This is a genomic window from Streptomyces sp. NPDC002309 (assembly GCF_053593375.1).
In genome coordinates, this window is record NZ_JBSFCI010000026.1 from 1 (window position 1) to 26,148 (window position 26,148).

Annotated in this window: 21 protein-coding genes; 4 read left to right on the forward strand and 17 right to left on the reverse strand. The window is 72.6% G+C overall.

Annotated elements, in window-relative coordinates:
• Positions 1 to 185: 185 nt before the first annotated feature.
• Entirely contained in the window at positions 186 to 1,070 is an 885-nt protein-coding gene (gene purU / locus ACWCPM_RS21960; RefSeq protein WP_450977919.1) for a formyltetrahydrofolate deformylase, read from the reverse strand.
• A gap of 107 nt (positions 1,071 to 1,177) precedes the next feature.
• The gene (locus ACWCPM_RS21965) at positions 1,178 to 1,624 is read right to left on the reverse strand and encodes an SCO4402 family protein (RefSeq protein WP_450978029.1); all 447 of its coding nucleotides are present in this window, start codon (positions 1,622 to 1,624) and stop codon (positions 1,178 to 1,180) included.
• A 189-nt stretch (positions 1,625 to 1,813) separates the two neighbouring features.
• Here ACWCPM_RS21965 and ACWCPM_RS21970 point away from each other — a divergent pair, with 189 nt between their 5' ends.
• Positions 1,814 to 3,121, forward strand: a complete 1,308-nt coding sequence (locus ACWCPM_RS21970) for an ABC transporter substrate-binding protein (protein ID WP_450977920.1) — start codon at positions 1,814 to 1,816, stop codon at positions 3,119 to 3,121.
• Between the two features lie 25 nt (positions 3,122 to 3,146).
• Here ACWCPM_RS21970 and ACWCPM_RS21975 read toward each other — a convergent pair whose 3' ends face one another.
• Together ACWCPM_RS21975 and ACWCPM_RS21980 are read right to left on the reverse strand one after the other, a co-directional pair.
• Entirely contained in the window at positions 3,147 to 4,808 is a 1,662-nt protein-coding gene (locus tag ACWCPM_RS21975; RefSeq protein ID WP_450977921.1) for a hypothetical protein, read from the reverse strand.
• A 200-nt stretch (positions 4,809 to 5,008) separates the two neighbouring features.
• Positions 5,009 to 6,394: a transcriptional regulator gene (locus tag ACWCPM_RS21980; protein ID WP_450977922.1), complete on the reverse strand. Its 1,386-nt coding sequence runs from the start codon at positions 6,392 to 6,394 to the stop codon at positions 5,009 to 5,011.
• A 310-nt stretch (positions 6,395 to 6,704) separates the two neighbouring features.
• On the opposite strand from ACWCPM_RS21980, the gene ACWCPM_RS21985 reads away from it, so the two are divergent.
• Positions 6,705 to 7,367: a bifunctional DNA primase/polymerase gene (locus tag ACWCPM_RS21985; RefSeq protein WP_450977923.1), complete on the forward strand. Its 663-nt coding sequence runs from the start codon at positions 6,705 to 6,707 to the stop codon at positions 7,365 to 7,367.
• Between the two features lie 209 nt (positions 7,368 to 7,576).
• Here ACWCPM_RS21985 and ACWCPM_RS21990 read toward each other — a convergent pair whose 3' ends face one another.
• Positions 7,577 to 8,527, reverse strand: coding sequence for an alpha/beta fold hydrolase (locus tag ACWCPM_RS21990; RefSeq protein ID WP_450977924.1), 951 nt, complete (start codon positions 8,525 to 8,527; stop codon positions 7,577 to 7,579).
• Between the two features lie 576 nt (positions 8,528 to 9,103).
• On the reverse strand, positions 9,104 to 9,796 hold the full coding sequence (locus tag ACWCPM_RS21995; protein WP_053760862.1) for a metal-dependent transcriptional regulator: 693 nt from the start codon (positions 9,794 to 9,796) through the stop codon (positions 9,104 to 9,106).
• Between the two features lie 254 nt (positions 9,797 to 10,050).
• On the opposite strand from ACWCPM_RS21995, the gene ACWCPM_RS22000 reads away from it, so the two are divergent.
• Positions 10,051 to 10,806 carry an SIS domain-containing protein gene (locus ACWCPM_RS22000; protein ID WP_450977925.1) on the forward strand — a complete coding sequence of 252 codons (756 nt, stop codon included), beginning with the start codon at positions 10,051 to 10,053 and terminating at the stop codon, positions 10,804 to 10,806.
• A 122-nt stretch (positions 10,807 to 10,928) separates the two neighbouring features.
• Here ACWCPM_RS22000 and ACWCPM_RS22005 read toward each other — a convergent pair whose 3' ends face one another.
• From ACWCPM_RS22005 to ACWCPM_RS22015, 3 genes are all read right to left on the reverse strand, one after another.
• Entirely contained in the window at positions 10,929 to 12,413 is a 1,485-nt protein-coding gene (locus ACWCPM_RS22005; RefSeq protein ID WP_450977926.1) for a PAS domain-containing protein, read from the reverse strand.
• A gap of 158 nt (positions 12,414 to 12,571) precedes the next feature.
• Complete coding sequence (locus ACWCPM_RS22010) at positions 12,572 to 13,408, reverse strand: GNAT family N-acetyltransferase (protein WP_450977927.1); 837 nt, start codon at positions 13,406 to 13,408, stop codon at positions 12,572 to 12,574.
• A gap of 339 nt (positions 13,409 to 13,747) precedes the next feature.
• Positions 13,748 to 14,848 (reverse strand): citrate synthase 2, encoded by a 1,101-nt coding sequence (locus ACWCPM_RS22015; RefSeq protein WP_450977928.1) that lies wholly within the window; start codon positions 14,846 to 14,848, stop codon positions 13,748 to 13,750.
• A gap of 380 nt (positions 14,849 to 15,228) precedes the next feature.
• On the opposite strand from ACWCPM_RS22015, the gene pdxH reads away from it, so the two are divergent.
• On the forward strand, positions 15,229 to 15,894 hold the full coding sequence (gene pdxH / locus ACWCPM_RS22020) for a pyridoxamine 5'-phosphate oxidase (RefSeq protein WP_450977929.1): 666 nt from the start codon (positions 15,229 to 15,231) through the stop codon (positions 15,892 to 15,894).
• Positions 15,895 to 15,927: 33 nt separating this feature from the next.
• On the opposite strand, the gene ACWCPM_RS22025 is transcribed toward pdxH, so the two are convergent.
• The 8 genes from ACWCPM_RS22025 to ACWCPM_RS22060 all read right to left on the reverse strand — a co-directional run bounded on the left by ACWCPM_RS22025 (position 15,928) and on the right by ACWCPM_RS22060 (position 26,080).
• A complete protein-coding gene (locus tag ACWCPM_RS22025; RefSeq protein WP_450977930.1) occupies positions 15,928 to 16,584 on the reverse strand; it encodes a TetR/AcrR family transcriptional regulator in 657 nt (218 codons plus the stop codon).
• Positions 16,572 to 17,306: an enoyl-CoA hydratase family protein gene (locus ACWCPM_RS22030; protein WP_450977931.1), complete on the reverse strand. Its 735-nt coding sequence runs from the start codon at positions 17,304 to 17,306 to the stop codon at positions 16,572 to 16,574. Before ACWCPM_RS22030 ends, ACWCPM_RS22025 begins: the two co-directional genes overlap by 13 nt.
• The gene (locus tag ACWCPM_RS22035) at positions 17,303 to 18,871 is read right to left on the reverse strand and encodes a 4-coumarate--CoA ligase family protein (protein WP_450977932.1); all 1,569 of its coding nucleotides are present in this window, start codon (positions 18,869 to 18,871) and stop codon (positions 17,303 to 17,305) included. Before ACWCPM_RS22035 ends, ACWCPM_RS22030 begins: the two co-directional genes overlap by 4 nt.
• Positions 18,872 to 18,922: 51 nt before the next feature.
• Positions 18,923 to 20,083, reverse strand: coding sequence for an acyl-CoA dehydrogenase family protein (locus ACWCPM_RS22040; protein WP_450977933.1), 1,161 nt, complete (start codon positions 20,081 to 20,083; stop codon positions 18,923 to 18,925).
• A gap of 80 nt (positions 20,084 to 20,163) precedes the next feature.
• Positions 20,164 to 22,008: an acetyl/propionyl/methylcrotonyl-CoA carboxylase subunit alpha gene (locus tag ACWCPM_RS22045; protein WP_450977934.1), complete on the reverse strand. Its 1,845-nt coding sequence runs from the start codon at positions 22,006 to 22,008 to the stop codon at positions 20,164 to 20,166.
• A gap of 6 nt (positions 22,009 to 22,014) precedes the next feature.
• Positions 22,015 to 23,613 (reverse strand): acyl-CoA carboxylase subunit beta, encoded by a 1,599-nt coding sequence (locus ACWCPM_RS22050; protein WP_450977935.1) that lies wholly within the window; start codon positions 23,611 to 23,613, stop codon positions 22,015 to 22,017.
• Positions 23,610 to 25,289: an acyclic terpene utilization AtuA family protein gene (locus tag ACWCPM_RS22055; protein WP_450977936.1), complete on the reverse strand. Its 1,680-nt coding sequence runs from the start codon at positions 25,287 to 25,289 to the stop codon at positions 23,610 to 23,612. The genes ACWCPM_RS22050 and ACWCPM_RS22055 overlap by 4 nt, the downstream gene beginning before the upstream one ends.
• Entirely contained in the window at positions 25,286 to 26,080 is a 795-nt protein-coding gene (locus ACWCPM_RS22060; RefSeq protein ID WP_450977937.1) for a TIGR03084 family metal-binding protein, read from the reverse strand. The genes ACWCPM_RS22055 and ACWCPM_RS22060 overlap by 4 nt, the downstream gene beginning before the upstream one ends.
• Positions 26,081 to 26,148 lie beyond the last annotated feature (68 nt).

Sequence of the window (26,148 nt, forward strand, 5' to 3'; positions counted from 1 at the left end):
GGGGGTGTCCGCCCGCAGCGGTTGGCGCGTCAACCCGGGTAAGTCGGTGAGAGACCGATTCCGCGCCGTTCCGAGGACGGACACCCCCCGGCCCGGCCCCGACGCACCCACCACCCGAGGCGCGACAGCAACCCCCCACCGGACAACCACAGGCGCCGCAGGCAACACCCGGCACCCGCCCGCGCCTAGGCGAACACGACGGTCCGACGCCCGTTCAGCAGGATGCGCCGCTCCGCGTGCCACTTCACGGCCCGCGCCAGCGCCTGGCACTCCACGTCACGCCCGATCCCGACCAGCTGATCCGGAGTGACGTCGTGCCGCACCCGCTCGACCTCCTGCTCGATGATCGGCCCCTCGTCCAGATCCGCCGTGACATAGTGCGCCGTCGCGCCGATCAGCTTCACACCCCGCGCATGCGCCTGGTGGTACGGCTTGGCACCCTTGAAGCTGGGCAGGAACGAGTGGTGGATGTTGATGATCCGCCCGCTCAGCTGCTTGCACAGGTCGTCGGAGAGCACCTGCATGTAGCGGGCCAGGACGACCAGCTCCACGCCCTCCTCCCGCACGATCTCCAACAGCCGGGCCTCCGCCTGGGACTTGTTGTCCTTCGTGACCGGGATGTGGTGGAACGGAATCCCGTAAGTACCCACCAGCTCGGCGAACTCGGTGTGGTTGGACACCACCCCGGCGATCTCCACGGGCAGCGCACCCGTCCGCGCCCGGAACAGCAGATCGTTCAGGCAGTGCCCGAACCTGCTCACCATCAACAGAACGCGCATCTTGTCGTCGGCCCGGTTGATCTGCCACTCCATCTGGAACGAGTCACCGATCGCCGCGAAGCTGGCCCGCAGTTTCTCCACCGTCACCGGCGCCTCCGCCGAGAAGTGGACCCGCATGAAGAACAGCCCCGTGTCGTGGTCGCCGAACTGCTGGCTGTCCTCGATGTTGCAGCCGGTCATGAACAGATAGCTCGACACGGCGTGCACGATGCCCTTTTTGTCCGGGCACGACAGGGTGATGACGTACTGGTCGGCCGCCTCGGCCGGGGCTCGGTTGGGCTGCTCGTTCATGCACCACAGGGTCCCACACGGACCTGAGCGAGCAGAAACGAAACCGGCGACCCCGACCGCGTACGGCCCCGGCCACCTACGACCCCGGCCGCTACGGCCCTGGCCGCCTACGCCGACCGCGTCACGATCCGCAGCACCTCGAGCGTCCGCGGCGCCCCCTCGGGGTCGTCGCCGTCACTCACCGCCATCCGCACATGCGCGTCCCGAGCCGCCCGCACCGCTTCCGGCCAGGCCGGATGCTCCATGTACGAGGAGACCGGCGCGTCCGGGCCGACCTGGTGCATGATCCGCAGCACCCGCAGTACCGCGGTGTCGACCAGCGCGGCCTCCTGCGAGTCGCGGAATATCGTCCCGACGTATTTCTCTGCGGACCAGTGATCGAGCCAGGTGTCCTCGACCAGGCGGTACACGGCGTCGGTGACGTCCCCGTACCCCTCGACGCCCGCGAGCCAGACGTCCCGCTGGAACACCGGATCGGAAAGCATGTGCAGCGCGGAGCGCACATTGCTGCGCCAGCGCCACCACGGCATGTCGTTCAGTGGCATGCCACCCATCGTGGATGAGCGATGCCCGCGACGGGAAGGGTTCACCGAACCTTGCACTCCTTGCACACCTTGCACGGTCATCGATCGTACGTTCCTCGAAACGCGCTGTTCACAGGACCCCGCAATTCACCTGGATGTCACCTCTCATTGAACAAGGGTCACTCAGAGGTTAGTGATGTGGCGGAATCGTGTGGGTCCATGACCGGCAGGCGACACATCCGCAGCACGCTCCTCCCCGCACTCACCGGGCCCGCCAGAACCCTGCGCGCGGTGGGTGCCCTCGTGGCGTGCGCCTCACTCACCGTCGGATGCGGGGTCGTCCCGGGCCTGCCCGGCGGGGCCGGGGACGACCCGATCACGGTCATGACCTGGGCGCCGCAGGAGACCAACACCACGAACAAGCCCGGCATGCCGGCCCTGGCGCTCGCCTACGCCCGCCACGTCAACGCCAACGGCGGGATCGACGGGCGCAAGCTCAAGGTCGTGATGTGCAACGACCGCAACGACAGCGTGCACGCCGCGAAGTGCGCACGCCGCGCGGTCGAGGAGAAGGTCGCCGCGGTCGTCGGCTCCTACAGCCAGTTCGCCGACACGTTCTTCCCGATCCTGGAGGGAGCGGGCATACCGTACATAGGTGGCTACGGCATCACGAACGCCGAGTTCACCAGCCCGCTGTCCTACCCGGTCAACGGCGGCCAGCCCGCCCTCCTGGCCGGTCTCGGCACGCAGCTCGCGAGCGACTGCGGCCCCGTCACACTGGTCAGGCCCGACACCATCGCGGGTGACGAACTTCCCAATCTGCTCAACTCGGGCCTGGAGGCGGGCGGTCACACGGACGTGACGGACCTCCGGGCGGCCGAGGACGCCACCGAGTTCTCCACGCAGTCCCAGCAGTCCCTGGCCCGGGCCACCGAGGACCCGGGGAAGCGGGGCTGTGTGGTGCCGGCGCTCGGCGACCGCACCAACACCTTCATGGACTCCTTCCGGCGCGACCGCGAGGAATACCCCGACGTGCGCACGGGCACCGTCCTCGGCAGCGTCGACCAGACGGTCATCGACGCCACCGGTGGCGCGTCGAGCCCGTACGAGGGGGCGTACATCACCGGCTGGTACCCGGTGGAGACCGACAAGCGCTGGAACGGCATGAAGAGGGTCATCCGCGAACAGGCCTTCACCGACACCCGGATCGACCCCGCGGACGCGGGCGTGCAGACCACCTGGATCGCGTACACCGTCCTGGAGGCCGTCGTGAAGTCGCTCGGCGAGAGCGAGGTCACCGCCGACACGCTACGGCGCACCCTCGACGACGGCTTCAAGGTCACCACGGGCGGGCTCACGCCGACCCTGCGCTGGCAGTTCCAGGACGTGCTGGCCTCCGTGGGCCTGCCGCGCCTGGTCAACACCGACGTGACCCTCCAGAAGGTCAAGGAGGGCCAGCTGGTGGCGGACCGCCAGGGCTCCATCGACGTGACGGAGACCCTTCAGGGCACCGGGAACCAGGACTGACCTCCCGGCGCCCCGGCCCGTCACCTCACAGCTGGGTCGGCTGGCGCTCGGTCAGACCGTAGGTCCGGGCGATCGTGTTCCACAGCCTCGCCGCCTCGGCCTTCTGCGCCGTGGCGATGCCGCTCTCCCGGTTGCCGGCGGCGGTCTGGCCGGTGCTGCGGGCCTGCCCCTTCTTGCAGAGCTTGCCCTTCTGCCCGGCGACCTGGTCGGCCCACGCCGCGTAGTGGTTGTCGGCCGACTCGGAGGCCTTCCACGCCTTGTTGAGCGCGTCTGTCAGCGTGGCGTGGTCGGGCAGCTTGTCGACGGAGAGCCCGGCCAGGCTGGTGACCAGGCCCTTGCGCTGCTCGGCGGCTCCACGCAGGTCCTTGGCGGCCTGGGCGAGGTTGTCGCAGGACTTCACTTGAGCGACGGCGCTGATCACCGTGGCCCTGCTGTCACCGCTGTCGGCGAGCAGCTTGTCCAGGGCGACGGCCTGCTCCTTCGCCGGGTCGGCGGCGGGCGGGCCGGAGGTCTGCGGCGTCGTGGCCGGGGCCGAGGCGGCGACGGGCTTGGGATCGTCGCCGTCCTGCTCACCGCCGCCCCCCGCGAGCAACGCGCCGGCCCCGATGCCGACCACGGCGATGGCGACGCCGCAGGCCGCGATGAGCGGCACCTTGGAGCCGGTGCGGCCGCCGCCGCGGGAGTCCCGCGAAGCCCGCCGCCCCTGCGACGGACCGGGAGTGTCGTAGGACGGCTGCGGGGCGGCGCGGCCGGTGCTCGGCGGCCCCTGGTAGCGGGGCATGTGCTGGGTGGCGCCGGCCTGGCCGCCGTCGGGCCCGCCGCGGAAGAGGTTGTCGAACTCGGCGGGCGGCTGACGCTCCCCGTACATCCCCTGCCCGGGCACCGGCGGGATGTACTGCGTGGCGTCGGCGTCGGATCCGGACGGCACGGGTCCGGCCGCTCCGACGCCCTCCTGGGACCGGCCGAGGTAGGCCGTCGTCCCGGCGGGCCGGTCCGTCCGTCCGACGGACGGCATCTCGGGCGGCAGGGCTCCGGGCCCGACCGGCGGTATGTACTGCGTGGCGCCCTCGTCCACGGGGGCCGGGCCGGAGGCCATGGGCGGCAGGTAGTGGCCGGCGTCGGCCGGGACGGGCGGGATGTACTGGGTGGCACCGTCGTCGCCGGGCCCGCCCGGGACGGGGTACTGACCGCCGACCGGCGGGATGTACTGCGTTGCCCCCTCATCGGCGGGCATGGCCGGGACCGGCGGTATGTACTGGGTCGCCCCGTCGTCGGCCGGCGGCAGCGGCATCCCGTAGGCCCCGTAGGACGCCTGCGCGGCGTCGCCGTACGACGGACCGGGCACCCCCTCCTGCGGGAGCGCGCCCGGCTGGTCCTGCGCCGCCCACGGGGCCGGCTGCTGCGCCTGCCACGCGTCGGCGGGCGGGCTCTGCCAGTCCTGGCCCTGCGGCGGCGCCGGGGCCTGGTGCTGCTCGGGACCCCACGGCTGGCCCCATGCCTGGCCGCCGGGCGGCGCCGAGGCCGGGGCGGGACCACCCTGAGCGGCCCCGTGCCGCGGCCCGGCGGGCCCGTCGGCGAGACCGCCCGTCATACCCGGCAGCAGCGGTTCGCCACCGTCGGAGGGCAGCACGATGCCTTCGCGCGCGGGCCGCGCCGAGGGCTCCTCGCCCTGTCCACTCTGCGTCACCGGGACTCCTACGAAAGGGGGACCATCGGAATCGTCGGCTCACGCTACCGGGTCCCCCGAGCGGGTTGCCACGCAGCACGGGACCTGACCTCCCGCCCTGTGACCGCTGTAACAGAACCGGCCCGCGCCACGCTGCTTATGTCACCCCCGGCTCCCGGGCTCCTCGTTCTGCGCGCGGTCACGCCCGCGCGAGGCATTCTTCACGCGGCCGCCTGGAGATCCAGCCGGGCCCCGAACTCCCTTACCACGGACTCCTCCTGGAACGGCTCCAGCCGCTGCTGGAAGTCCTCCAGGTACTCGGCGCCCCGGTTGGAGCGGAGGGTCTCCAGCAGTTCGACCGCCTTCAGCCCCGTGTGGCAGGCCTGCTCGATCTCGCGCTGCTGCACCTGTGCCGTGGCGAGCAGCACATAGCCGATCGCCCGTCTGCGCGCCCGGGACTCGGGGTGGCCGTCGAGGGACTCCTGCGCGCAGCGGGCCGCCGCCTCGGCCTGGCCGAGGTCGCGGTGGCAGTGGGCCAGTTCGTCGGCGAGGTACGCCTCGTCGAAGTGCGCGATCCAGACGGGGTCGTCGCCGGAGGTGCCGTCCGCCTGGTCCATGGCGGTCACCGCCCGCCCGGCGGCCGCCTGGGCGGCGCGCGCGTCGCCGAGCAGGGCGTGGCCGCGTGCCTCGGCGGCGAGGAACATGGCCTCCGCACGCGGGGTCACGCGCCCTCGCGCCCCCTCCTGCGCCGCTCTCGCCAACTGGGCGATCTCCCGCGGGTTTCCGAGCTGCGCGGCCAGGTGGCTCATGGACGCGGCGAGCACATAGCCGCCGTAACCGCGGTCACCGGCGGCCTGCGCGAGCCGCAGCGCCTGGATGTAGTACCGCTGGGCCAGGCCCGGCTGCCCTGTGTCGACCGCCATGTACCCGGCGAGCTCGGTCAACCGGGCGACGGCGGCGAAGAGTTCGCGTCCGACGGTCTCCCGGTAGGAGCCGGCGAGCAGCCCGGAGACGACGCTGTTGAGGTAGTGCACGACGACGGGGCGCACATGCCCGCTGCCGTACTGGTGGTCCAGGTCGACCAGCGCCTGCGTCATCGCCCGCACGGCCGCGACGTCCGACTCGCCCACGCGCGGGCCGGCCGAGCGCGCCACCTGCGCGTCGGGCGCGGAGATCAGCCAGTCGCGGCTCGGCTCGACCAGCGCGGAGGCGGCGACGGACGAACCGGACAGGAAGTCCCGGCGCCCGACGTCGCTGCGCCACAGCTCGCAGACCTGCTCGATGGCTCCCAGTACCGTCGGCGAGAACTGGAGGCCGACCCCCGAGGCGAGGTTCTTGCCGTTGGCCATGCCGATCTCGTCGATCGTGACCGTACGGCCGAGTTTGCGGCCGAGTGCCTCGGCGATGATCGCCGGCGCACGGCCCCGCGGCTGCTGTCCACGCAGCCAGCGGGCCACGGACGTCTTGTCGTAGCGCAGGTCGAGACCGTGCTCGGCGCCGCACATGTTGACCCGCCGGGCGAGTCCGGCGTTCGAGCAACCCGCTTCCTGGATGAGCGCTTGCAGCCGTTCGTTCGGCTGCCGTGCGACGAGAGGCCTTGCGGCCATGGCGTACCCCCTGAGGCTGCGGTGCCTGCCCGCACACCGAGTTGTCGTGTCTTCCACGACCCGAGCCCTCCGCCCTGCGGGAGCGGGGAGTTCCGGCCGTGAAGATCAATGCCCCGCGGACATAACGAAAATGCGAGGCATGCGAGGATTGCCGGGGTACAGGCGGTTGCCGACCCCACACCTGGCTACCCAGCTCCCGCCGCCGTTCCTCCTGCGCGCCCCCGGACATGCACCCATGCGCCCCGAATGCCGAATCGATGCTCCTCCCCCGCGCGCGGTCCGGCCGTAACCCGGGGTGGGGCTGGGAGTTGTGTTCAGCGTGGAAGAGACGATCCCGGCCACCGAAGCCGCACAGATTCCGAAGCAGCGCGGGGAATCGCTGCTGGAGACCGCCGTTCGCTACGCCGAGGAGCGCCACTGGGACGTGTGCCCCGGCACCTGGCTGGAGAACGTCGGTGGAGTGCAGCGCTGCTCCTGCGGCGACGCCGCGTGCGGTGCGCCGGGGGCGCACCCCGCACGGCCGGACTGGGAGACGCAGGCCACCGGCAGCGCGACGGTCGCGCGGCGGATGTGGCAGAAGCAGCCGAACGCGTCGATCCTGCTGCCCACGGGCCGGACCTTCGACGCGATCTCCGTGCCGGAGACCGCCGGGTTCCTGGCCCTCGCCCGCATGGAGCGGATGGAGCTGACGCTGGGACCGGTGACGCTGGCGCCGGACCGGCGGATGCAGTTCTTCGTGCTGCCGGGCGCGTCGGTGAAGGTTCCCGATCTGGTCCGGAAGCTGGGCTGGTCGATCGGTTCGCTCGACCTGACCGCCCTCGGCGAGGGCGGGTTCGTGGCCGCGCCGCCGACCCGTTACGGCTCCCGCGGCGCCGTCCAGTGGGCCTGCCGCCCCACGCCCGCCAACCGCTGGCTGCCGGACGCCGAGGAGTTGGTCTCCCCGCTCTCGTACGCCTGCGGACGGGACCGCTGACCGGGTCCACGGAACGGGGCTCCGCTCAGGGTTCTCCGCTCAGGGCCCGGCCAGGGGACGCCCCTCGTGCACGGGCGAGCCGCGCGGTCTGCCCGGCTCCGAGGCGGACGAGCGGGCCACCGGGCTGTGGCGTCCTCGACCTGGCCGACGCGCGGCACTGAACGGGCGCGGGGAGGCGCCCCCGGGGGGCGCGTGGGCCGGGGCGCCGGTCAGGCGTCGAACGCCGACTCCAGGAACGGCTCGATCGCGGCGCGCCACGCCTCCGGCTGGTCGTAGTGGACGAGATGGCCGGCGTCGGCGACCTCGGCGTACTCCCCGCGGGGCAGGACGCGGACCATCTCCTGGGCCTCGGCCCGGCCCAGCTCGCCGTCGAGGCCACGGACGACCAGGGCGGGGCAGCGCACCTGCGCCAGCTCGTCCCAGTGGGCGTCGTACACCCAGGTCTCGCGGGATCGCAGCATCTGCCCGATGTCGAAGACCGGACGCCAGCCGTCCGGCGACTCGTGCATCACCTCGGCGTAGAACGTGCCACGGGCGGGATTCGGCCGCTCCACCCAGGGGTCGTCCTCGCCGAACCACTTGCGGACGTCGGCCAGGGTGGTGAAGGGGACGGGCCAGGAGGCGAACCAGTCGGCCCACTCGCGCTGCGAGGCCGCGCCGAGCGCTGAGGCCCGCATGTCGCAGATGATCACTCCACCGACCAGGTCGGGGCGTTTGGCGGCGAGCTGCCAGGCGGTGAGCGCGCCCATGGCATGGCCGATCAGGACGGCGGGGGCGAGGCCGAGCTGTTCGAGGGCGGCCTCGGCGTCGTCGACGTACGCCTCGCGGGTGTACTCGGCCTGCGGGGGCTTCTCGCTCTGGCCGTGACCGCGCTGGTCGAGCGCCACGGCGCGGTGACGTCCGGACAGCCAGCGGGCGGTGGAGGCCCAGTGCGAGGCGCGGCCCATCAGGCCGTGCAGTAACAGCACGCCGGGCGACGGGTGGGGACCGGCCGGCGCGGGGGCGGTGCCGGGGCCGGACTCCGCCGGAACGGGGTCGGGGAGCGCTTCCCGGCCGGGGCCGGACTCCACCGGGTCGGGGCCGGATTTGGGCGGGTCGCCGAACTCCCAGGCCGCGAGTCGTACCCCGCCCGCCCCGGTCACGTCGATGCGTCGCGCCATTGGTGCCGGCACCCCCCAAGCTCCGCTCGGACCCGCTCGTACCTGCGCTGGTCGTGGTCGTGCTGTTCGCCCTACGGCTGTACTACCCCTGCCGGCGCCACCGGCTCCACTTGTCGTACTGGTCGTACCGCGCACCCCTCGCGACCGGTTCTGTCACGGCAGACTATCGAATGGGCATTCGAGAATGGGCTTTCTGCGGCCAACACCCCTCGTTTGAGTGACGCCGCTCCAGGAATGATCCCGGCGCCCCAGGGGAGATCTTCAGCGGGAGGCGGACCGCTCGGGGAAAAACGGTCCGAAGGGGCCGACCCTGGGAGCTCGGGGCTCCGGGTCGGAACAGGGGAGGACAGGCCCCGGCGCCGCACGGCGCCGGGGCCCTCCACACGACTCGGCACATCCCCACCCCGCCCCCTCAGGCCCTCCGCTCAGGCGACAGCCTGGCACGCCCGACGGCCCGGCGCTGCGATTCGGCATACCGAGTCCAGGATTCGACGAGATCGACCAGAGGCCGCGGCCCACCCCCGCGGAGGTCGACCGGGACACACAACTGCCCTTCGCCTCCGGCGAGTTGAGAGCTCAGCGCTTGGCGACGAAGACGTGGGACGCCACGTCCGACTCCAGTTCGGCCGCCTCGCCGCCGCTGCCGACCAGGACGCCACCCGCCGACTCCGTCACGCTCACCACCGAACCGGGCTGCACACCCGCCCGGCGCAGCGTGTACATCAGCTGCGCGTCCGTCTGGATCGGCTCACCGATACGGCGTACGACCACGGTCTTGCCCTCCAGTCCCGGGTCGAGGTCGGCCAGCGAGACCATGCCCTCGTCCAGGAACGGATCGGCACCGTCCTTCTCGCCCAGCTCCTCCAGACCCGGGATCGGGTTGCCGTACGGCGACTCGGTGGGGTGACGCAGCAGCTCCAGGACCCGGCGCTCCACCGCCTCGCTCATCACGTGCTCCCAGCGGCAGGCCTCGGCGTGCACCTGCTCCCACTCCAGGCCGATCACGTCGACCAGCAGGCACTCCGCGAGGCGGTGCTTGCGCATCACCCGTGTGGCCAGCCGGCGGCCCTCGTCCGTGAACTCCAGGTGCCGGTCGCTGGCCACGGACACCAGGCCGTCGCGCTCCATGCGCGCCACCGTCTGGCTCACCGTCGGCCCGCTCTGGTCCAGCCGCTCGGCGATGCGGGCACGCATGGGGACCACACCTTCCTCCTCCAGCTCGAGGATGGTGCGGAGATACATCTCCGTGGTGTCGATCAGTCCGGACATACGTGCCCCTCGATTAGCTCTTCCGGAGGCTCGACCGCTCTCCGGCGCGTGCGCTGGCCCTGGCATCAATTCTGCCGGATAGCACCGACAACCGTGCCGCGCCGCCGAAACCCGGGGGCTTCATGCTGGTGCACGACCCCCACTGCGCACGCACGAGCGCCGCCCCCACTCCCGTATTGACATCTCACTGGTCCAGACCGCACGGTGATCCGCGACACAGTGCGACAGCGCGAAAGCGGAGCGAAGGAGCTCATATGGGCGACAGCACGCCGGCCGACCGGTACCTCGACGCCGCGATCGGTCTGCTGCAGCGCGTCCGCGCGGAGGAGACCGAGACGGTCGCCGCCGCCGGGGCGCTCCTGGCCGACACCGTCGCCTCCGGCGGCCGGCTCTTCGCCTTCGGCGCCGGGCACTCCTCGCTCGCCGCCCAGGACGTCGTCTACCGCGCCGGCGGGCTCGCGCTGATGAACCTGCTCGTCGTACCCGGCGTCGTCGGCGTGGACGTCATGCCCGCCACGCTCGGCTCCGCCCTGGAGCGCGTGGACGGCCTCGCCACCGCCGTCCTGGACTCCTCGCCTCTGCGCGCGGGCGACGCCCTCGTGATCATCTCGCTGTCCGGCCGCAACGCCCTCCCCGTGGAGATGGCGCTCGGCGCCCGCGCGCTCGGCGTCCGGGTGATCGGCGTGACCTCCGTCGCCTACGCCGGCGAGACCTCGTCGCGGCACTCCTCCGGCACGTACCTCAGGGACCACTGCGACATCGTCCTCGACTCGAAGATCGCGGTCGGCGACGCGGAGCTCACCCACGACGCCGTCCCCGCCCCCTTCGCCCCCGCCTCCACCGTGGTGACCTCCGCCCTCCTCCAGGCCGTCATGGCCACGGCGGCCGTCGACCTCGCCGAACGCGGCATCGAGCCCCCGCTGCTGCGCTCGGGCAACGTCGACGGAGGCCACGAGTGGAACCGGCGGGTGCTGGAGGAGTACGGGGACCGGATCTTCTACCGCCACTGAGCCCCTCGGGGCGCTGATCGAAACGGCCTCGACCGAACCTGCCCGGGACCGGACCGGCCTGATCGAACCTGCCCGGGACCAGGACCGGCCTGATCGAACCTGCCCGACCGGGACCGGGCCCCTCAGTCCCGGCGCTCCTCCAGGAGTCCCGCCAGGTCCAGCGCCGCCCCGATACGCACGGCGACATCCTCGGCGTACACCGTGTCCGAACGCTCGAACGCGCTCCGCCCGCTGCCCCGCAGGAACGTCACGACACCGAGCGTCCGACCCCTGCTGCGCAGCACCGCGCACAACGCGTGCACGGAGTCCGCCGGCCACTGCCGGGACACCGCCCACGCCCGCGCCTGCTCGGCCGACACACTGCCGACACTCGCCCGGACGGTGCCGGCCCGCTCCACGCACTGCACCGCCGGATGCCCCCCGCCGTACCGCGCGGGCAGCCCCGCGCGGCCCGAGAGCAGAGCCGGCCCCGGCGCGCCCGAGGGCGTACCCGCCACCCGGACCAGCCGCACCGGACCGACCGGCTCCGCCTCCGACCACGCACCGCCGGCCACCCGGTCGATCAGCGCGTGGTCCGCGAAACCGGCCAGCGCGAAGTCCAGATGGACCGTCGCCGCCTCCGCCGGGTCCTCGCAGTCGGCGGCCGTACGCGCCGCACGGTGCAGCTGATTGCTCCGGAACCGCAGCAGCGCCGCCTCCTGCTCGCCCTGCTTCGCCTCCGTCACGTCCTGGAACAGCCAGCCCACCCCGAGCGGAACCGGCTCCTCGGCCAGCGGCGAGGCCAGCCGCAGAAAGCCGCTCCGCCAGCATCGCCGCTTCTCGCCCTCCGGCGTGCGCACACTCACCCAGATCTCGGCCGGGGCAGGCGGCGCGCCCTCGCCCAGCACATGCGTCAGCGCGCCCTCCAGCTCCTCCACACCCTGCGCCAGCAGCTCACCCAGCGGCCGGCCCAGCGCGGACGTGCGCCCGATGCCCAGCGCGCGGGCCGCGTGCGCGTTCACCACGGCGGGCCGCAGATCCGCGTCGACCAGGACGACACCCCAGCCCGCGTCCTCGAACAACGCCTCGCTCAGCGCGATGGACCGCTCCAGATCGATCTGCGCGTGCACCTCGCTGAACGCGCAGTACAACCCCGCGGGCTTGCCCTCCGGCCCCCGCACCGCCGCCGACTGCGTCCGCACGAGCACCCGCCCGCCGTCCTTCGTCAGCAACGCGAACTCGTGCACCTGACGGCCCGGCGCGTTCATGGCGGACAGCAGCCGCCCCTCGACCTCCTCGGCGTCGGCGCTGCGCACCGCCCATCCGGCGAAGCCGTGCCGGCCCACCGCCTCCTGCGCCGTCCAGCCGAGAATGCGCTCCGCCTCGCGGTTCCAGTGCGTCACGACGCCGTCGGCGTCGAAGGCGCACAGCGCCGCGTCCATGCCGTCCAGCAGGGCGGTGAGCAGCTCCGAACCGCCCGAACTCCCCGGACCGTCCGGACCGCCCGCGCCCTCAGGCCCGTCCGGACCCTCAGGCCCCTCGGGACCCTCCGGGCCGTCCGGACCTCCGGGACCGGGCTCGTCCGGTCCCAGTTCGTCCGTGGTCCCACTACGCCGGGAAGCACTCACCTGGACCCCCTGCAGGCTGCGTCAGCACGAGCGGCGCGTCGGTTCGTGCACTTGCCATCATTCAACTCGAACGTGACGCAGCCCACACATGGTTCCCACAAGATTGCGGGAATCGTTGCGCGGCGAAAACCGCACACCAACCGAGGGACAACCGCCCACTAACTCTCGATGACCGAAAGCCGCAGGTCAACCCACTCGTGCCGGTCCCCCGGGAGCACATACCGGTCAACCTCGACGAACCCACGCGACTCGGCGAACCGCAGCCCGTCCCGGTTGGCCGCCGACACACAGGTCTCCACCACCTCGGCGCCCAGCACGCGCGCGTGCCCGAGCCCGTTGTCGTAGAGCAGGCGCCCGGCCCCCCGCCCCCGCCACTCCGGGAGCACCCGGGCGATCACGGTCACCGCCCCGCCCTCCTGCCCCGCCGGCCGCACGGTCGAGCACCCCACGAGCACGTCCCCGACGTACGCGTTCTCCAGCCGGTACCGCCCGCCCCGCTCCCGCACCTCGTCCAGGGACAGCGCGCCCGGCGGCACCACGGTGTTGTGCACATGCCGCCACTCCTGAAGCATCCGCTCCCCGTCGACGACCTCGATCCGCAGCCCGTCGACGGGCCCGCGCCGCGCGTCGACCTCGATCTCGATCCTCATCCGCGCGTCCGCCAGCCCGCACACCATCATCGTCGCGGCCGGCCGCACCTCCCCGAACACCCGGCGCAGCGCCGGCCAGCACGGCTCGAAGTCCGCGCGCTCCGGCAGGAGGTACCGCACCCGCACGACATCCGCGAACGTACAGCCGGCCGCCGCCAGTGCCGCGCCCACGTTCCGCAGGCACTGCTCGGCCTGCTCCACGACGTCGTCCGAGATCTCCATGGTCGCGTAGTCGAACCCCGTCGTCCCCGACACATGGACCCGGTCCCCGTCGACGACGGCCCGCGCGTACCCGATCGACTCCTCGAACCCCGACCCACCCAGCACAGCCCACCTCTTCGCCATGCCCAGAAAGCTAGCGCGGAGCCCGGAGACCAGCGGGAACCGGAGTCCGTCAGCTTCTCGGAAAAAACGGTTGAAGGCCGCCGGATCGCTTCTTAAAGTGGCGCGTACACGGAAGGGAGGTGGTTCGGCGAATGTATGAATACCGGACGCGTGAGGTGGCTGCGGGCTAGCGGCCCGTCACCACGCTCTGTGCGGTGCCGGACCCGCACGTGAAAGGCGCGTGCAGCCGGCCCAATCCCAGCAGTCACCCGACCCGCGAGTCGCCGGTACGTCCGGCCGGCCCCTCCTCGGAGGAACCGGACTCGCGGGTCGTCTGCGTTCGAAGGGCCTTCCGCGGGGTCAGCGGGCGATGTCGTCGAAGCCCTCGATGGAACGGGGGTCGCGGGGGCCCGGGCCGATGTAGCGGGCCGAGGGGCGGACCAGGCGGCCCGTGCGCTTCTGTTCGAGGATGTGGGCGGACCACCCGGCCGTGCGGGCGCAGGTGAACATGGACGTGAACATGTGGGCGGGGACCTCGGCGAAGTCGAGCATGATGGCCGCCCAGAACTCGACGTTGGTGGCCAGGACCCGGTCCGGGCGGCGGTTGTGGAGCTCCTCCAGGGCCGCCTTCTCCAGGGCCTCGGCGACCTCGAAGCGGGGTGCGCCGAGTTCGCGGGCGGTGCGGCGCAGGACGCGGGCGCGGGGGTCCTCGGCGCGGTAGACGCGGTGGCCGAAGCCCATGAGGCGCTCGCCCCTGTCGAGGGCCTGCTTGACGTAGGCCTCGGCGTCGCCGGTGCGTTCGATCTCCTCGATCATGCCGAGGACGCGGGAGGGGGCGCCGCCGTGGAGGGGGCCGCTCATGGCTCCCACCGCGCCGGAGAGGGCCGCCGCGACGTCGGCGCCGGTGGAGGCGATGACCCTGGCGGTGAAGGTGGAGGCGTTCATGCCGTGTTCGGCGGCGCTGGTCCAGTAGGCGTCGACGGCGGCGACGTGCTTGGGGTCGGGCTCGCCGCGCCAGCGGATCATGAAGCGCTCGACGACGGTCCCGGCCTTGTCGATCTCGCTCTGGGGAACCATCGGGCGGCCCTGGCCGCGGGCGGACTGGGCGACGTAGGACAGGGCCATGACGGCGGCACGGGCGAGGTCCTCGCGGGCCTGTTCGGCATCGATGTCGAGGAGGGGTTTGAGGCCCCAGACCGGGGCGAGCATGGCGAGGGCGGACTGGACGTCGACGCGGATGTCCCCGGAGTGGACGGGGATGGGGAAGGGCTCGGCGGGCGGCAGTCCGGGGTTGAAGGCGCCGTCGACGAGCAGCCCCCAGACGTTCCCGAACGAGACGTGACCGACCAGGTCCTCGACGTCGACACCCCGGTACCGGAGGGCGCCGCCCTCCTTGTCCGGTTCGGCGATCTCCGTCTCGAACGCGACGACTCCCTCGAGTCCGGGTACGAAGTCGGACATCAGGCGGCTCCTCGGATGTGTACGACAGATGGTTGCGGGCCACGGGAGTGGTGCGGCACCCCGTGTACGTGTGCGTGCGGTTGGGGACCGGAGGGGCGGTGGGGGCCGGTGAGGTGGTGGGGACCGGTTGTGCGGTAGTGGTGACCGTGTTTCGGGCGGGAAAACGGGTGATCGCCCAAAGGATCCACGGTCGGCTACGGACTCGCGGTCCCGGGCGGTCATGAGGGTGATGCCCCGTGAGGCGGGCGGTCACCCAACCGGATCGGCATCTGCACGATATCCCCGGGTGACATCCTTGGGGAGCTGTGGCGGCACTCGGTGCCGCCACGTGAGGAACGCCCCGTACCGACGGTCCGCCGTGTATACGGCAGGATGACCGGGTGACCGACGAACACGGTGTGCCCGATCCCGCCGCGATGCGCAAGCACTACCGGGAGGCGGGGCTGTCGGAGCCCGACCTGGCCGCGACGCCGTGGGAGCAGTTCGCGCGCTGGTTCAAGCAGGCCGCGACGGAGGGCCGGCTGTTCGAGCCGAACGCCATGGTGGTCTCGACGGCGGACGCGCAGGGCCGGCCGAGTTCGCGCACGGTGCTGCTGAAGCACTTCGACGAGGCGGGCTTCGTCTTCTACACGAACTACGACTCCCGCAAGGCGGGCGACCTCGCCGAGAATCCGCATGTCTCGCTGCTGTTCCCGTGGTACACGATGGCCCGTCAGGTGATCGTGAACGGTGTGGCGCGGCGCACCGGCCGGGACGAGACGGCCGCGTACTTCCGCACCCGCCCGCACGGTTCGCAGCTCGGCGCGTGGGCGAGCGCCCAGTCGTCGGTGATCGGCTCGCGCGCGGAGCTGGAGGCCTCGTACGCGGAGCTCGCGGCCCGTCATCCGGAGGGGGAGCGGGTGCCGGTGCCCGCGCACTGGGGTGGTTTCCGGGTGGCGCCGCGGACGGTGGAGTTCTGGCAGGGCCGTGAGAACCGGCTCCACGACCGTCTCCGGTACACCTCGGAGCCGGACGGCGGCTGGCGGGTGGAGCGGCTCAGTCCGTGAGGTGGCCGGGGCCGTCGCGGCCCGGGCCCGGGTTCAGTCCAGCGCCTCGTCCAGCAGCGCGGCCCACTGCGCCACCACCCGTTCACGGCGTCCGGCGTCGTCGGTGAGGAGGTTGGCGAGGCCGAGGCCGCGGGCCATGTCGAGGAGTCCCTGGACGGTCTCGCGGACGCCGGGGCGGGTCTCGTCGGCGGCGAGGAGGTCGACGGCGATGCGGTGGGACTCGCGGCCGACGCGGGCTTCGAGTTCGGTGACGCGGGGCCGGAGCTGTTCCTCGTCGGAGGCGGCGACCCACAGGTGGAGGGCGGCGCGGAAGAGCGGGCCGGTGTAGAGGCCGACGAGTGCGGAGACCACCGCGTGGCGGTCGCCGGTCGCGCCCTGCGGGAAGAGCGCGCGCAGGGCTCCGGAGCGTTCCTCGGCGACGTATTCGACGGCGGCGGTGAAGAGGTCCTCGCGGGTGGGGAAGTGGTGCTGGGCGGCGCCGCGGGAGACGCCGGCGCGTTCGGCGACGACGGTGACGGTGGAGCCCGCCCAGCCGTGTTCGGCGAGGCAGGCCACGGCGGCTTCGAGGAGCCGTTGCCGGGTGGCGCGGCTGCGGTCCTGCTTGGGCACGCGGTCGGCCCGGTCGGCGCGGTCCCCGGCGGTCGCCGTCGTGACCGTGCCGGCAGGGCCGGCCGGGTTCACAGCACCCATGGGGGATCCCGTCGTTCGAGGAAGGCTGTCATGCCCTCGCGGGCGTCGGCGGAGGCGAACATCCGGGCCGAGAGGGCGGTCAGCCGGGCGGCGTCCCGGTCGAATGCCTGGAGCACCTTAGCCGTGAGCAGCCGTTTCGTCTCGGCCAGGGCCTGTGGTGAGGATCGCCGCAGGCCGTCGAGGATCGGTTCGAGTACGGCGTCGGCGTCCTCGCCCGCCGCGGTGAGCAGGCCGACACGGGCGGCCTCGGCGGCGTCGAAGCGTTCGCCGGTGAGGTAGTAGCGGGAGAGTGCGCGCGGGTCGGTGCGGGGCAGCAGCGGGAGCGAGATGACGGCGGGGGCGACGCCGATGCGTACCTCGGTGAAGGCGAAGGTGGCGGTGGTGGACGCGACGGCGATGTCGCAGGCGCCGAGCAGGCCGAGGCCGCCGGCGCGGACGTGGCCGGTGACGCGGGCGACGACGGGCCGGGGCAGTTCGGTGATCTGCCGGAGCAGGTTCACGAGGGCGTCCGGGTCGGGTGGGTCGCGCAGGTCGGCGCCGGCGCAGAAGGTGTTGCCGGTGTGGGTCAGCAGGACGGCGCGGACGTCGCCGTCCTTCGCGCAGTCGGTGAGGGCGTCGGCGAGTTCGCCGACGAGCGCGGCGGAGAGGGCGTTGCGGTTGGCCGGGGAGTCGAGGGTGAGGGTCTCGACTCCCCGGGTGCGGGTGCGGCCGATCAGGGTCACGCGTTCTCCCGTAGTTGGCGGCGCAGTATCTTGCCGGAGGCGGCGCGGGGGACGCCGACGATGAAGCTGACCTGGCGGACGCGCTTGTAGGGGGCGACGCGTTCGGCGACGTGCAGCATGACCTCGTTCTCGGTGAGGTCGGGGGCGGTGGGCTGGCGGACGACGTAGGCGCGCGGTATCTCGTTGCCGTCGTCGTCGTACACGCCGATGACGGCGGCGTCGGCGATGCCGGGGTGGGTGAGGAGCAGGGCCTCCAGTTCGGCGGGGGCCACCTGGAAGCCCTTGTACTTGATCAGTTCCTTGACGCGGTCGACGACGAAGAGCCAGCCGTCGGCGTCGACGTGTCCGACGTCGCCGGTGTGCAGCCAGCCGTCTGTGTCGATCATCGCGGCGGTGTCGTCGGGGCGGCCGAGGTAGCCCTTCATGACCTGGGGGCCGCGGATGAGGATCTCGCCGGGGTCGCCGGGGTCGAGGTCCTTGCCGGGGTCGTCGAGGGAGACGATGCGCATCTCGGTGCCGGCGATGAGCCGGCCGACGGTGCCGGGCGGGGCGTCGGCCATGGCGTCGAGGGGGACGACGTGGGTGCCCGGGGAGAGTTCGGTCATGCCGTAGGCCTGGCCGACCGGGGGCAGTCCGAGCCGCTGGGAACAGGCGGCGGCGAGCCGCGCGTCGAGGGGGGCGGCGGCGCTGATGACGTACTTGAGGGACGAGAGGTCGTACTGCGCGACCGCGGGGTGCTTGGCGAGGGCGAGGACGATGGGCGGGGCGACGTAGAGGCCGGTGATGCGGTGGTTCTGGATGGCGGCGAGGAACTGCTCCAGGTCGAAGCGTGGCAGTACCACGACGGTGGCGCCGACTCTCAGGGGCGCGTTCATGAGGGCGGTGAGGCCGTAGATGTGGAAGAAGGGCAGGACGGCGAGGATGCGGTCGCCGGGGCCCGCGGAGATCGCCGGGTGGAGCTGGGCGAGGTTGGTGGCGATCTGGCGGTGGGTGAGCATCACGCCTTTGGGGACGCCGGTGGTGCCGGAGGAGTAGGGGAGGGCCGCCACGTCCTCGGTGGGGTCGATGGCGACGCCCGGCTCGGGGGCCGTGGAGGCGAGCATGTCGATCAGGGAGCGGTGGCCGGGGGCGCTGTCGCAGACGAAGATCTCGCGGACGCCGCCCGCGAGTTCGGCGGCCCGGCGGGCGGTCTCCAGCAGCGGTGAGACGGTGACGATCCAGCGGGCGGCCGAGTCGCGCAGCTGTTTGGCGAACTCGTCGGCGGTGGCGAGCGGGTGCACGGTGGTGACGGCGGCACCCGCGCGCGTGGCGGCGTAGAACGCGGTGGGGAAGGCGATCGTGTTCGGGCTGTGCAGGGCGAGGACGTCGCCCTTGCGGACGCCGGCCTCGGCGAGCGCGGCGGCGATCCGCCGGTGGAAGCGGTCCACCTGTTCGTAGGTGAGGGTGGTGCCGTCGGTGCCGTCGACGAGGGCGGGCAGGTCGCCGAAGCCGGCGGCGTGGCCCAGGACGGCGTCGTGGATGGGGAGTTCTACGGGTGGGACGTCGGCGTACGCGCTGCGGAACACGGTTCCTCCAAGCGGTGCGGCTCAGTGCGGTGCGGCTCGATGCGGTGCGGCTCAGTACGACTTGGGCAGACCGAGGGTCTGGTGGGACACGTAGTTGAGAATCATCTCGCGGCTCACCGGTGCGATACGAGCCACGCGCGCGGCCGTTATCAGTGAGGCGAGGCCGAACTCGCGGGTGAGGCCGTTGCCACCGAGAGTGTGCACTGACTGGTCGACGGCTTTCACGCAGGCCTCGCCGGCGGCGTACTTGGCCATGTTGGCGGCCTCGCCGGCGCCGATGTCGTCGCCCGCGTCGTAGAGGTGGGCCGCCTTCTGCGTCATCAGGCGGGCGAGTTCGAGGTCGATGTGGGCCTGCGCCAGGGGGTGGGCGATGGCCTGGTGGGCGCCGATGGGCGTCTTCCAGACGGTGCGTTCGCGGGCGTAGTCGAGGGCCTTGGCGAGCGCGTAGCGGCCCATGCCGATGGCGAAGGCGGCGGTCATGATGCGTTCGGGGTTGAGGCCGGCGAAGAGCTGGAGCAGGCCCGCGTCCTCGTCGCCGACGAGGGCGTCGGCGGGCAGGCGCACGTCGTCCAGGGTGAGCTCGAACTGCTTCTCGGCGGCGTTGAGCTCCATGTCGATGGGGCGCTTGTGGAAGCCCTCGGCGTCGGTGGGGACGATGAACAGGCAGGGCTTGAGGTTGCCGGTGCGGGCGTCCTCGGTGCGGCCGACGATCAGGACGGCGTCGGCGATGTCGACGCCGGAGATGAACACCTTGCGGCCGGTCAGGAGCCAGTCGGCGCCGTCCCGGCGGGCGGTGGTGGTGATGCGGTGGCTGTTGGAGCCGGCGTCGGGTTCGGTGATGCCGAAGGCCATGATGCGGGTGCCGTCGGCGAGTCCCGGGAGCCAGTCGCGCTTCTGTTCCTCGGTGCCGAAACGGGCGATCACGGTGCCGCAGATCGCCGGGGAGACGACGAGCATCAGCAGGGGGCTGCCGGCCGCGCCGAGTTCCTCGAGGACGATCGCGAGTTCGGATATGCCGCCGCCCCCGCCGCCGTACTCCTCGGGGAGGTTGACGCCGAGGTAGCCGAGCTTTCCGGCGTCTGCCCAGAGTTCGGCGAGGGGTTTGCCCTCGGCGACGGTGCGGGTGAGGTAGTCGCGGCCGTAGCGCTTGCCGAGGGCGGCGACGGCGGCGCGCAGGGCCTTGTGCTCCGCGGGTTCGATGAGGGTGGTCATGGGGTTCCTCCGGGTGCGGGTGGTGGGTGGTTGCTCGCGCTCACGCGGCGGAGCCGCATGTTCTGTGCAGTCCCGCGCCCCTAGTGCGTTTCCGTCACGACCGCCAGCAAGGTGCCGACCTGCACCTGCTGGCCCGGGGCGGCGTTCAGGTCCGTCAGGGTGCCCGTGGCCGGTGCCGAGATCTGGTGCTGCATCTTCATCGCCTCCAGCCAGATCAGGGGCTGTCCGGCCGTCACGGCGGCGCCCTCGGTGAGTCCCTCGGCGACGCGTACTACGGTTCCCGGCATGGGGGCGAGGAGGGAGCCCGGGGCGTGCTGGGCGGTGGGGTCCGGGAAACGGGGCAGGGCGGTGAGGCGGACGGCGTCGACGTGGACCTCGTCGCCGTAGCGTGCGACGGCGAACTTCCGCCGCACCCCGTCCACTTCGAGGACGACCTCGTCGGCGGCGGCGCGGACGACGTGGACGCCGTCCGCGGTGAGGCCCTCGCGGGTGTGCCGGTAGCGGGCCTCGTGCTCCTCGCCGGCCATGGTGTAGCGCTTGGTCTGGGGCTGGGAGGGGACGTTGCGCCAGGCGCCGGGGCGGCCGCGACCGGCTGCGTCGGCCAGGGCGGCGGCGAGCGGGGCGAGGGGGTCGGGAGCGGGTTCGGTGAGTTCCTGGAGGTGGCGGGCGTAGAAGCCCGTGTCCATGCGTCCGGTCGTGAACTCCTTGTGCCGCAGGGAGCGGACCAGGAGGTCGCGGTTGGTGGCCGGGCCGTGGATCGTGGCGCGTTCCAGGGCGCCGGCGAGCTTGCGGAGGGCCTCCTCGCGCGTGGGGGCGTGGGCGACGGCCTTGGCGAGCATGGGGTCGTAGTGGACGCCGATCTCGTCGCCGCCCGTGTACCCGGTGTCCAGGCGGATGCCGTCGGGGACGTCCAGGCGGTGCAGGGTGCCGGTCTGCGGGGCCCAGTCCCGCGCCGGGTCCTCGGCGTAGAGGCGGGCCTCGACGGCGTGGCCGCTGGGCTGCGGGGGTTCGGCCTCCAGGGGGTGCCCCTCCACGATCCGGAGCTGGAGGGCCACCAGGTCGATGCCGAAGACGGCCTCGGTGACGGGGTGTTCGACCTGGAGGCGGGTGTTCATCTCCAGGAAGTGCGCGGTGTCGTCGGCGACCAGGAACTCGACCGTCCCGGCGCCCGTGTAGCCGACGGAGCGGGCGGCGCGTACGGCCGTCTCGTGGAGGGACTCGGTGAGTTCGCGGGTCAGGCCGGGGGCGGGTGCCTCCTCGACGACCTTCTGGTGGCGGCGCTGGAGGGAGCAGTCGCGGGTGCCCAGCGCCCACACCGTGCCGTGGGTGTCGGCGAGGATCTGCACCTCGACGTGCCGGCCGTCCTCGACGTACGGCTCGACGAAGACCTCGTCGTCACCGAAGGCTCCGAGGGCCTCCGCGCGGGCGGCGGTCAGCTCCGCGTCCAGGTCCGCCAGGCGCCGTACGACGCGCATCCCGCGTCCGCCGCCGCCCGCGGCCGCCTTGACGAGCACGGGGAGGTCGGCCTCGGTGACCTTCTCCAGGGGTGCGAGCCCGAGCAGTTCCTTGGCGCGGGTCTTGGACGCCATCGCCTCGATGGCGGCCGGGGGCGGTCCGATCCACAGCAGCCCCGCGTCGAGCACGGCGCGCGCGAAGCCGGCGTTCTCGGAGAGGAAGCCGTAGCCGGGGTGCACGGCGTCGGCGCCGGACGCGAGGGCGGCCCTGACGATCAGGTCGCCCCGCAGATACGTCTCGGCGGGGGTCGCCCCGGGCAGCCGTACGGCGGCGTCGGCCTCGCGTGTGTGCAGGGCGTCCGCGTCCGCGTCCGAGTGCACGGCGACGGTGCGGATGCCCAGCTCACGGCAGGTGCGGAAGATCCGGCAGGCGATCTCGCCCCGGTTGGCGACAAGAACGGTGGTGATCACTTTGCCTCACATCCGGAAGACGCCGAAGCCGCCGCGCACGCCCTCGTAGGGGGCGGTGTGGATCGCGGACAGGCACAGGCCGAGGACGGTTCGGGTGTCGCGCGGGTCGATGACGCCGTCGTCGTACAGGCGCCCGGAGAGGAACTTCGGCAGGGACTCGGACTCGATCTGCTGCTCGACCATCGCGCGCAGGGCGGCGTCCGCCTCGTCGTCGTAGGGCTGCCCCTTCGCGGCGGCGGACTGGCGGGCGACGATGGACAGCACGCCCGCGAGCTGCTGCGGGCCCATGACGGCGGACTTGGCGCTGGGCCAGGCGAACAGGAAGCGCGGGTCGTAGGCGCGGCCGCACATGCCGTAGTGCCCGGCGCCGTAGGAGGCGCCCATCAGGACGGAGAGGTGCGGCACCTTGGAGTTGCTCACCGCGTTGATCATCATCGCGCCGTGCTTGATGATGCCGCCCTGCTCGTACTCCCTGCCGACCATGTAGCCGGTGGTGTTGTGCAGGAAGAGCAGGGGGATGTCGCGCTGGTTGGCGAGCTGGATGAACTGGGCGGCCTTCTGCGACTCCTCGCTGAACAGCACGCCCTGCGCGTTGGCGAGGATGCCGACCGGGTAGCCGTGCAGGGTCGCCCAGCCGGTGGCCAGACTGGTCCCGTACAGCGGCTTGAACTCGTCGAAGTCGGAGGCGTCGACGATCCGGGCGACGACCTCGCGCGGGTCGAAGGGCACCTTCAGGTCGCCGGGGACGATGCCGAGCAGTTCGTCCTGGTCGTACTTGGGCGGCTCGGCCGGGCCCGGAGTCCCGTACGCCTTGCGGTGGTTGAGGCGGGCGACGACGCGCCGTGCCTGCCGGAGCGCGTCGGGTTCGTCCACGGCGAAGTAGTCGGCGAGGCCCGACACGCGCGCGTGCATGTCCGCGCCGCCCAGGGACTCGTCGTCGCTCTCCTCGCCGGTGGCCATCTTCACCAGGGGCGGGCCGCCGAGGAACACCTTGGCGCGCTCCTTGACCATGATCACGTGGTCGGACATGCCGGGGATGTACGCGCCGCCCGCCGTGGAGTTGCCGAACACGACGGCGACGGTGGGGATACCGGCCGCCGACAGCCGCGTCAGGTCCCGGAAGATCGCCCCGCCGGGGATGAAGATCTCCTTCTGGGAGGGCAGGTCCGCGCCGCCGGACTCCACGAGGCTGATGCAGGGCAGCCGGTTGGCGAGGGCGATGTCGTTGGCGCGCAGCGCCTTCCTCAGGCTCCACGGGTTGCTCGCGCCGCCCCGGACGGTCGGGTCGTTGGCGGTGATCAGGCACTCGACGCCCTCGACGACCCCGATGCCGGTGACCAGGGAGGCGCCGACGGTGTGGTCGCTGCCCCAGGCCGCGAGCGGGGACAGCTCCAGGAACGGCGTGTCGGGGTCGAGGAGCAGCTCGATGCGCTCGCGGGCGAGGAGCTTGCCGCGCGCCCGGTGCCGGGCGACGTACTTCTCGCCGCCGCCCGCGAGGGCCTTGGCGTGCTCGGCGTCCAGGTCGGCGAGCTTGGCGAGCATCGCCTCGCGGTTCGCCCCGTACTCGGGGCTCGTGGTGTCGAGGGCGGAGGACAGGACGGTCACAGCAGGGCCTCCGGGATGTCCAGGTGGCGGGAGCGGAGCCATTCGCCGAGGGCCTTGGCCTGCGGGTCGAAGCGGGCCTGGGCCGCGACGCCCTCGCCGAGGATGCCCTCGACGACGAAGTTGAGGGCGCGCAGGTGCGGCAGGACGTGGCGGGTGACGGGCAGCGGACGGGTCTCGGGGAGCAGTTCCTGGAAACGCCCGGCGGTCAGCTCATGGGCCAGCCACCGCCAGGCCTCGTCGGTACGGGCCCATACGCCGACGTTGGCGTTCCCGCCCTTGTCGCCGCTGCGGGCGCCGGCGACGAGACCGAAGGGGGCGCGACGGGTGGGGCCGGCCGGGAGGGGCACGGGCAGCGGAGGGTCCTCGACCGGTCCCGGTGCGAGGGTGTCCTGCGGTGGGTCCACGGGGACACGGCGTCCGTCGTGCAGGACCGCGGTGTGCGGGACGTCGCCCTGCGGGACGTACCTGTCCTCGAAGACCCCGTAGGGCGCGCCCTTCCCGGGAGGTGCGAGCACATGGAAGCCGGGGTAGCTGGCGAGGGCCAGTTCGACGGCGGCGGCACCGAGGGCCCGGCCGACGGCGGTCTGGTCCTGGTCGCGCACGACGAGCCGGAGCAGGGCGCTGGCGGTCTCCTCGGTGCCGGCGTCGGGCCGGTCGGTCCGCACGAGGTCCCAACGGATCTCTGCCGGCGGTGACTTGGTGAGGGCGTCCGTCATCTGCTGCCGCACGAGGGCGGCCTTGGCCTCGATGTCGAGGCCGGTCAGCACAAAGGTGACCTCGTTGCGGAAGCCGCCGAGGCTGTTGAGGCCGACCTTGAGGGTGGGCGGCGGGGCCTCACCGCGGACGCCCTCGATCCGGACGCGGTCGGGGGCCTCCTGGGTCACACGGACGGTGTCGAGGCGGGCGGTGACGTCGGGGCCGGCGTAGCGGGCGGCGCCGGTCTCGTAGAGGAGCTGGGCGGTGACCGTGCCGACGTCGACGAAGCCGCCGGTGCCGGGGTGCTTGGTGATGACGGAGCTGCCGTCGGCGTGCACCTCGGCGAGAGGGAAGCCGGGCCGGCGCAGGTCGCCCTGCCGTTCACCGAAAAAGGCGTAGTTGCCGCCGGTGGCCTGGGTGCCGCACTCCAGGACGTGACCGGCGACGACGGCGCCCGCGAGCCGGTCGTGGTCGCCCGGCCCCCAGCCGAAGTGCGCGGCGGCGGGCCCGGTGACCAGGGCCGCGTCGGTCACCCGGCCGGTGACGACGACGTCGACGCCCTCCTTCAGACAGGCGGCGATGCCGAAGCCGCCGAGGTAGGCGTGGGCGGCGAGGCTGCCGGGGTAGGCGGCGGTCAGGTCGTCGCCCTCGACGTGCGCGACCCGCACGGGTATGCCGAGGCGGTCGGCGAGCTGCCTTACGGCGTCGGCGAGTCCGGCGGGGTTCAGGCCGCCCGCGTTGGTGACGATCCGCACGCCCCGGTCGTGGGCGAGGCCGAGGCACTCCTCCAGCTGGCGCAGGAAGGTGCGGGCGTACCCGGCGGAGGGGTCCTTCAGCCGGTCCCGGGCCAGGATCAGCATGGTCAGCTCGGCGAGGTAGTCGCCGGTGAGGACGTCGAGCTCGCCACCGGTGAGCATCTCGCGCAGGGCGTCGAAGCGGTCTCCGTAGAAGCCGGAGGCGTTGCCGATGCGCAGCGTCACCGGACGTCCCCCTTCGGCGGGCGGCCGTCACCGGGCGGGCCCGCGAAGGCCTGGGCGATGCCGAGCCAGCGGTCGGCGTCCGCGCCCTCGGCACGTACGTCCACGTCGTCGCGATGAGCGCGCTGGGTGACCAGGAGCGCGAAGTCGTAGGCGGTTCCCGTGACGCGCTGGGCGGCGCCCTCGGGGCCGTACGTCAACACCTCGCCCGAGGGGGCGACCAGCTCGACCCGGAACTCCTCGCCGGGCGCGGGCAGACCGTTCGCCGCGTAGGCGAAGTCGCGGGCGCGGACGCCGATGCGGACGACGTGCCTCAGCCGGTCCGTGGGGGTGCGCTCGATTCCCAGGGTGTCGGCGATGTCCTGGCCGTGGGCCCAGGTCTCCATGATCCGTCCGGTGGCCATGGAGGCGGCGGACATGGGCGGGCCGTACCAGGGGAAGCGCGCGCCGGGCGGGGCCGCGCGCAGCGCCGCGTCGAGGGTGGCGCGCCCTTCCCTCCACCTCGCGAGCAGTTCGGCGGGCGAAAGTCGCGCCCCCTCGTCGGCGCCGTCGTCCACGAACGACTCCGGCGCGGCGAAGGCCTTCTCGACGAGGTTCCGGAACGCGTCCTCGTCGGTGACGGCGAGCAGGGCGGAGCGGTCGGTCCAGGCGAGATGGGCGATCTGGTGGGCGACGCTCCAGCGGGGCGCGGGGGTGGGGAGCGTCCAGCGCTCGGGTTCCAAGTCGGCGACGACTCGGTCGAGTTCGTCGCTCTCCGCACGCAGGTCGTCGAAGACGGGGGTGGGGTCGGCCATGGGCAGGAGCGTGGCAGCGGCGCCGGAACAAATCAAGCATGCTTGCATGATTTTGTTTCACCGAACCT